Origin of the sequence: Daejeonella sp. (assembly GCF_036405355.1) — a bacterium.
Taxonomy (GTDB): domain Bacteria; phylum Bacteroidota; class Bacteroidia; order Sphingobacteriales; family Sphingobacteriaceae; genus Daejeonella.
In genome coordinates, this window is the sequence record NZ_DASWXT010000012.1 from 49,987 (window position 1) to 58,336 (window position 8,350).

The window sequence follows — 8,350 nt, forward strand, 5'->3', positions numbered from 1 at the left end:
CGGCATTGACACTTTAAAAATTGCAGATATTCTGCACTAATGAATTCGAATTTTAAAATGGGTAATAGTAAACGACATAATCCTCTTAAGAAGTCTTTGGGAATAGGGGCAGGTATTGGAATCCATGCTTCAGCCTTTGCAGAGGCTATTCCCAGGGAGGAGATTAAAGTTGGAGTTATCGGGCTTTCAGTTCATAGTGCTGCTTATACAGAAATAATTAATTCCGGAGCTTCAAGTCCTGAGTTCAGCGGCTGCAGAGTAGTAGCGATTTTTCATCCCAAGGGTAATCCGGACGTGGAATTTTCCGAAAAACAGCTGCAGAGCTTCACTGATACGATTAAAGGACAGGGTGTAGAATTTGTGAGTTCTATTAAAAAGCTGCTTAAAAAGGTTGATGCAGTGATGTTATTAACCAACGACGGGCGACCTCATTTGAATGAGATCATTCCGGTATTGAAGGCAGGGAAACCGGTTTATGTGGATAAACCGCTTGCTGCAAACTTATCGGATGTATTGGCCATCTTCAAAGTTTCGGAAAAATATAATGTGCCTATGTTTTCCTGTTCACCGCTTCGGTATGTTAAAGAAGCTCAGGATATCCGTGAAGGGAAAATAGTAGGTAAGGTTTTGGGAGCAAATACCTATGGTCCGGCACCACTGCAGAAATCGCATGTTGATCTCTTTTGGGATGGTATTCATGCGGTTGAATCTCTGTATACCGTGTTGGGAGGAACAGGGTGCAAAACTGTCAGCAGGACATCCGCAGATGATGCCGATGTCGTTGTCGGAACATGGGATGATGGCCGTATTGGTGTTTTTCGTGGAATACGTAAAGGAAGAAGTGGTTTCGGAGGTACAGCATTCGGCGATAAAGGTATAGCTTCAATCGGAGCATTTAATGGCTACCGCCCGTTGGTGGTAGCCATTGTAACGTTTTTTCGCTCAGGTATAGCACCGGTAAGTGATGAAGAAACGATAGAAATTTATGCTTTTATGGAGGCTGCTGACGAAAGTAAGCGACTCGGCGGAGTTCCTGTTAACCTGTCGGAGGTATTATTGCGGGCAAAAAAATAATACTGTTGCTTCCCGGGTAGATTTCGTGCAGAGATGTATTGCCCCTCTCTGATTATTCAGAAATTGTTTAGCATTTAAGGTGCTGCATAGACGGCAGGCTATTGTATTTGCAATCCTGAAGGTTAAAAATAAGAGAATCCTGTATTTATTGCAGACGGGTCTCTTGATAAAAGAGAATTAATTAATTGTTATATAAATAAAATAAGAAAGATGAAAGCGAGTAGATTAAATAGATTATTTAATGAAAAATCAGGTAAGTGTTTTGATGTGGCTATTGACCACGGTTTTTTTAATGAATTAACATTTTTGGGTGGTATAGAAAATATTGAAAAGTCTGTTAAAATTCTGATTGATGCAGATCCTGATGCGATTCAGTTAACGGTTGGACAGGCGCACCATTTACAGTCTGTACCCGGTAAGAAAAAGCCTGCTTTAGTTTTACGAACAGATGTTGCCAATGTTTATGGACTTGAGCTTCAATCTGTATTATACAGCAGAATGATCGAAGAGCCGGTTCTGCAGGCAATCCGTCTTGATGCTACTTGTGTGGTTGTCAATCTGTTTCGCATTCCGGGAGCACCTGAAGTAACCGATCAGTGTATTCAGAATATTCTGAAGTTAAAGCCAATGTGCGACCATTATTCTATGCCATTAATGATCGAGCCATTGGTATTCCGTCCAAACAGCGAAGCCGGAGGCTATATGGTTGATGGTAATATTGATATTATCTTACCTCTTGTAAGACAGGCTGTAGAATTGGGAGCTGATATTATTAAGGCAGATCCATGCGAAAATGTAGAAGATTATCATAAGGTTGTTGAGGTTGCCGGATCTGTTCCAATTCTTGTGAGAGGAGGCGGACGTGCTGATGATGAAGAGTTACTGGATCGTACCTATAAATTGATGAAACAAGGTGTTAAAGGTATAGTGTATGGCAGAAATGTGGTACAACATGCTAATTCAGGGGGAATGACAAGGGCTTTGATGGCAATTGTTCATGATGGTGCAAAGCCGGAGGATGTAATAGGCTGGGTTAAGGGAAATAAATAAAAAACTGGTTGCCAGCAGCTGCATTGTGAGGTTCCCGCTTTCGCTGGAATTACGTTAAGTTAAGGGGCAGGAGGTTCTGGCCTTCGCCAGATCCGATATCTATCGGATGACAATGTATTTTTTAATAATAGAGGAGATCCTGACGAAAGTCAGGATCCTAATCCTTAAATAATGACAATGAGCTTTCGCGGGAATGACATACAATTTGAAATATTAGGGAGATTCCGGCCTTCGCCGGAATCTGAGTGTGAGGTTCTTTCTACTCCGCTCCCAGCGAAGGCTGGGATCTCCCTCTTCCCAAAAAGTTGTGTCATTCCCGCGAAAGCGGGAACCTCCAAATTAAAAAATATGTTTACAGGGCAGTATCGGCAGGCCGGTTTATTATCATTTAAAAAATTGAATACAATATGAAAGTTGTAAATGTTGGCATTATTGGTGGTGGTTTAATGGGTAAGGAAGTAGCCGCCGCTTTTGGACGCTGGTTCTCATTAAACGATTATCCTGTTAAAGTAGAATTAAAGGCTGTCTGTGACCTGGATGCAAACACTTTAAAATGGTATGAGCAAATTCCTTCCGTCGAATTATTGACCACAGATTATAAAGAGTTACTGGCATCGCCTAAGGTTGATGTTGTTTATGTCGCCCTGCCTCATTTTCTTCATGAGCAATATTATATCGAAGTAATTGAAGCAGGTAAAGATCTGTTGGCTGAAAAGCCTTTTGGGATAGATCTGAAGGCAGCAAAAAAGATCAATGAAAAAATTGCCAATTCGAAGAGTTTTGTAAGATGCTGCTCGGAGATGCCCTTTTTACCAGGCCCTCAGCGGGTGATCAGCGAAGCTCTTTCAGGAAGAATCGGTGAGATCATCGAAATTAATGCAGGATTTTGTCATTCAAGTGATATGGATCCTCTTAAACCGATCAACTGGAAAAGACAATCAAAATTCTGTGGTGAAATTGGTGTAATGGGCGATTTGGGTATGCATGTTATGCACATCCCGATCAGAATGGGCTGGATACCTGATAAAGTATATGCTCATCTGCAAAAGATCATTACAAGCAGGCCTGACGGGAAAGGTGGTTGGAGTGAATGCGATACCTGGAATAATGCAACGCTGTCAACTTCTGTGAAAATTGGAGAGATTGATATTCCAATGTCTCTTGAAATGAAGCGATTAAAGCCTGGGGAGACTAATTCCTGGTATATTGAAATTCTTGGAACTGAGGGTGGAGTACGCTATAATACCAAGGATACCAAGGCTTTATGGACTTTTAAGCGGGAAAAGGAGCAGTTATGGCAACGGGTGGATCTTGGATTCCAGGTCCCATTCCCGGTATGCACCGGTGGAATATTCGAACCAGGCTTCTCCGATTGTTTCTTACAGATGCTGGCTGCATATTTTGCAGAGCGCGAAGGATTTCTAAATGGCCGTTTTGGCTGTGTTACTCCTGAAGAAGCACTCATCAGTCATAAGTTATTTGATGCCGCTTTAAAATCACATGAGACTAAATCTGTTGTAGATGTGGTATGATTTAATTTATAATCACTAGAGTCTGATTAAAAGATTTGCTATTCGACCCTGAAGGTGGTCGTATGTTTAGAGTTTATCGATAAACCCGACAAATCGACCCCGTATGTGCGGGATAAGAAACGATAAGAAAAACGGATGAAAGAGAATACCGGAAAGGGAATTTTGGCTGGAGGTAACTGGATCATTGACAATGTTAAAATTGTTGATGTTTATCCAAAAGAAGAGAAACTGGCGAATATCCTCAGAGAGAGCACCAGCAATGGTGGTGCTCCATACAATGTTTTAAAAGCCATTAGTAAGATGGGATTCCAATTTCCCTTAAAGGGAATCGGGGCCATCGGAAATGATGAAAGAGGAGAATATATTTTAAATGAATGCCGGGAACTTCAGATTGATTCCAGCCAGATAAAAAAGGTTGAAGACAGTAATACTTCTTATACCGACGTGATGACTGTTAATGGAACCGGCAGGCGTACTTTTTTCCATTCCAGGGGTGCAAATGCCTTTCTGGATGGGTCTTATTTTAATTTTTCCGGCCGTAAAGCCAAGATATTTCATTTAGGGTATCTCCTGCTGCTTGATAAATTAGACGCAGTTGGTGCTGATGGTTTGACAGGGGCAGCAAAAGTCCTGAAAGAAGCCAGACAATGCGGGATGATTACATCGGCAGATCTGGTCAGTGAACAATCTGAACGATTTAAAACTATTATTCCATTAGCATTGCAATATGTTGATATTCTGTTTGTTAATGAGTTTGAAGCCGGTATGCTTACGGGTATTGAGATTTGTGATGATGAAGGGAAATGCTCAATTGCTAATGCGTATCAGGCAGCCGATGCGATTTTAAATGGAGGGGTTCAGCAATGGGTAATTATTCATTTCCCGAAAGGAGCAATAGCACTGAATAAAAGCGGGGAGAAATTATTTCAACCTAGCGTTAAAATGCCGGCAGAGAAGATCAAAGGCTCAGTTGGAGCCGGAGATGCTTTTGCCGCAGGTGTTTTAGCAGGGGTTCACGAAGACTGGACGATGGCAAAAAGCCTGTTATTAGGCGTCAATGTTGCCGCTGCCAGTTTAATGGATGCCAGTTCTTCAGAAAGTATTGTTTCTTGGCAGGAATGTCTGAAACTAGGGGCTGATTTCGATTATAATAGGGACTAAATTTTCATTAAAACGTAGTAATTTATATATATTTCGCTGTTTTTTGCCGTAGAAAATTTCTACGATTAGACTTTAAATAGAATATTATGTTACTTATTGTTATTGCCTAAAAAAATTATGAAAGTAGGCTTGTTTATTCCCTGTTATATTGATCAGTTTTATCCTGATGTTGCCATAGCTACTTATCAGCTTCTAAAAAAGCTGGGCTGTGAGGTCAGTTATCCGATGAACCAAACTTGCTGTGGTCAGCCAATGGCCAACAGTGGTTTTTCGGATCTGACAAAAGGTTGCGATGTGAATTTTGTAAAAAACTTTAGAGACTTTGATTATATAGTTGCCCCTTCAGGGAGTTGTGTTCTTCATATTAAGGAACATTTAAAGGAAGGCGGGAGTCCGGCTGAAATTGAGAGTATCCGGCACAATGTATATGAGCTATCAGAGTTTCTGATTGACATTCTTAAAATTAGCGGGCTACAGGCCTCATTCCCTCATAAAGTAGGAATGCATGTCAGCTGCCACGGGCAAAGAGGTTTGCATTTATCTTCAATGAGCGAACTTGTGGCTCCGGCATTTTCCAAATCAGAGCAGCTTCTCAGGATGGTGGATGGCCTTGAACTTTTAAAGCCAGTGAGAGTAGATGAATGTTGCGGATTCGGCGGTACGTTTTGCGTATTTGAGGAGGCTGTGAGTGTCAAAATGGGCAAAGACCGGATTAAGGAGCACCTTGTCAACGATGTGGAATTCATTTGCGGAGGAGATACCAGTTGCCTGATGCACATGGAAGGAATATTAAAGAGGCAAGGGCTTGGTGTGAAAACCATTCATCTGGCTGAGATTTTAAACAGTGCGCTATGAGTGTTAAACAGCATGCAGAAGCTGCACAGGAATTTATCAGGGACGAGGCACGTACCGACTGGCATGATGAAACACTTTGGTTTGTCAGGCATAAAAGAGATAAAGCAGTAAATACCCTTCCTGAATGGGAAATTCTTCGCGATTGGGCCTCCAGGATAAAAAATCATACCCTCTCCAATCTTGATCATTATTTAAGAAGTTTTGAGGAGAAAGCGGCTTCGAACGGAATCATCATTCACTGGGCCTCCGACGCAGAGGATCATAACCGGATAGTTCATAAGATCATTGCGGATAACAAGATTGAGAGAATTGTTAAAAGCAAAAGCATGCTAACTGAAGAATGCCATTTGAATGAATACTTGCAGAATAAAGGCATACAGATTTTAGATACTGATCTTGGTGAGTATATCGTACAATTAAGGAAAGAATCGCCAAGTCATATTGTATTGCCCGCCATTCATCTGAAACGTCAGGATGTGAGTGAAACCTTTCATGAGCATCTGAACACAGAGAAAGGGAATTATGACCCGCAATATCTGGCAGGCTCTGCCCGTCATCATCTAAGGGAACGTTTTATCGAGTCAGACCTCGCAATTACCGGGGTGAATTTTGCGATCGCCGAGTCTGGAAGCTTTGTGGTTTGCACCAATGAAGGTAATGCGGATATGGGAGTACATTCTGCGGGTATTCATATTGCCTGTATGGGAATTGAGAAACTGATTCCGAAAACCGAACATCTTGGGATATTTCTACGCCTTTTGGCAAGAAGTGCAACCGGACAACCAATCACAACTTATTCCAGTCATTTTCACAAACCCCGCCCCGGCCAGCAAATGCATGTGGTAATTGTTGACAACGGCAGGAGCAGGCAGCTGGGAAGAGCTGATTTCAGAAATTCCCTAAAATGCATCCGCTGCGCGGCCTGTTTCAATACCTGTCCGGTGTACCGAAGGAGCGGAGGGCATAGTTATCACTCAACAGTGGCTGGTCCAATTGGCTCAATCCTCAACCCTAACTTAGACATGAAGGCTAATTCAGATTTGCCATTTGCCTCAACGCTCTGCGGATCCTGCAGTAACGTTTGTCCGGTGAAAATTGATATCCATGATCAACTCTGGAAATGGCGACAGGTTATCGTTGCTAATGGTTATGTTGATAAGGGCAAGAAGGCAGGGATGCAGGGAATGGCCTGGGTTCTTTCAAATCCTCAAATTTACCGCTTGTCCGGAAAAATTGGCCGCTGGATTATGCGAACCTTTCCCTTCATGCTGAATAATAGCCTGAATGTATGGTATAAGCAGAGGGAAATGCCTCGTGCACCTGAAAAAAGTTTTAGAGACTGGTTTAAAGAAAATAAATAATAATGAGTGCCAGAGAAACAATTTTAAAGGCTGTGGCCATGAATAAACCGGAACTCAACGACTTGCCGGATATTGATCTCTCCCTGACTATTCAATACCCTGATCTTATTCAGCAATTTACTGGCATGGTGGAAGCAGCCGGAGGTAAAGCATATTATGAGAACAGCAGGCAAGACTTGCTAAATGATATAGCAGAGGTAAAAGCAGAAGGAAAATTTATGATTAATCTTCTGGAGGATTCAAATGATAATGAGTGGGCAAACCTGAAAGCCTCCGAATTGGAAGCGCTGGACACCTGCTACCTTCAGGCAGAGCTTGGTGTTGCAGAGAACGGTGCGATGTGGATCTCTGAAAAGCAAATGGCCAACAGACTTATGCCCTTCATTTGTCAGCATCTTGTTATTGTATTAAATCCCGGAGATCTTGTGAATAACATGCATGAGGCTTACCGGCAAATTGATGCCACAGCAAATGGTTTTGGAGTGTTTATCGCAGGCCCTTCAAAGACGGCGGATATTGAACAGAACCTGGTAATAGGGGCACATGGAGCAAGAAGTTTGAGGGTATACCTGATTGATTCAGTTGACAGTTGATAATTGACAGTTGACAATTGAGATAAAAATGTCATTTAGTATCCATTGTCTTGATTCCTGGTTCTAAATTCTTGGTTCTTGACTCCTGATAATTAACACCATTTGATTGTTAACTTAACACTAGGTATATTAAAGCATTAGACTAAGAAATGATATGGAAAGAAGGAACTTCATAAAAAGTGCAGCTTCATTATCGGCGGTAACAATTTTAAGCCCTGATGTAGTTTTTGCTACAGGTACAAAATCCGCTATCCGTTTAGGCTTTATAGGTTGCGGAGGCAGAGGGACGGCCGATATAAGCTCCATGTCAAGAAATGCTAATGTGCATATTGTCGCTATTGCTGACCTTTTTCAGGATCAGTTGCAGGCAGCTAAACCAAAGCTTGACCAGCTAAACGCTGCAAAGGGATTTCCTGCTATTCCCAAATCGAATATTTACCAGGGATCGGACGCCTATCTCAGATTATTGAACAACAAAGAGGTAGATGCAGTACTAATCTCATCACCCTGTTATACCCATCCCGAATTTTTGGAGGCGGCAGTTGCTGCTGGTAAACATGTTTACTGTGAAAAACCTGTTGCTATAGATGTGGAAGGTTGCAGGCGCATGGAGCAATTAGCTGAGCGGATCAATGGTAAAGTGAGTGTTGCCATTGGTTTTCAGGTTCCGCATGCGAGCCCTTATGCAGAAATGATTAAACGTATTCACAGAGGAGATATTGGA

The 8,350-nt window shown here is 42.0% G+C and carries 8 protein-coding genes; all 8 read left to right on the top strand.

Annotated elements, in window-relative coordinates; translation table 11 throughout:
• Positions 1 to 39 precede the first annotated feature (39 nt).
• A complete protein-coding gene (locus VGE44_RS01525; protein ID WP_331076002.1) occupies positions 40 to 1,074 on the top strand; it encodes a Gfo/Idh/MocA family protein in 1,035 nt (344 codons plus the stop codon).
• Positions 1,075 to 1,284: 210 nt separating this feature from the next.
• Positions 1,285 to 2,124, top strand: a complete 840-nt coding sequence (locus VGE44_RS01530) for a class I fructose-bisphosphate aldolase (protein ID WP_324486262.1) — start codon at positions 1,285 to 1,287, stop codon at positions 2,122 to 2,124.
• Between the two features lie 407 nt (positions 2,125 to 2,531).
• Entirely contained in the window at positions 2,532 to 3,656 is a 1,125-nt protein-coding gene (locus tag VGE44_RS01535; protein ID WP_331076003.1) for a Gfo/Idh/MocA family oxidoreductase, read from the top strand.
• 135 nt (positions 3,657 to 3,791) lie between these two features.
• Positions 3,792 to 4,817: a carbohydrate kinase family protein gene (locus VGE44_RS01540; RefSeq protein WP_331076004.1), complete on the top strand. Its 1,026-nt coding sequence runs from the start codon at positions 3,792 to 3,794 to the stop codon at positions 4,815 to 4,817.
• A 117-nt stretch (positions 4,818 to 4,934) separates the two neighbouring features.
• Positions 4,935 to 5,672, top strand: a complete 738-nt coding sequence (locus VGE44_RS01545) for a (Fe-S)-binding protein (protein ID WP_331076005.1) — start codon at positions 4,935 to 4,937, stop codon at positions 5,670 to 5,672.
• Entirely contained in the window at positions 5,669 to 7,033 is a 1,365-nt protein-coding gene (locus VGE44_RS01550; protein ID WP_331076006.1) for a lactate utilization protein B, read from the top strand. The genes VGE44_RS01545 and VGE44_RS01550 overlap by 4 nt, the downstream gene beginning before the upstream one ends.
• Before the next feature lie 2 nt (positions 7,034 to 7,035).
• Positions 7,036 to 7,626, top strand: coding sequence for a LutC/YkgG family protein (locus tag VGE44_RS01555; protein ID WP_331076007.1), 591 nt, complete (start codon positions 7,036 to 7,038; stop codon positions 7,624 to 7,626).
• A gap of 154 nt (positions 7,627 to 7,780) precedes the next feature.
• Positions 7,781 to 8,350, top strand: a 570-nt coding sequence (locus tag VGE44_RS01560; RefSeq protein ID WP_331076008.1) for a Gfo/Idh/MocA family oxidoreductase, incomplete at its 3' end; no start/stop codon positions are given.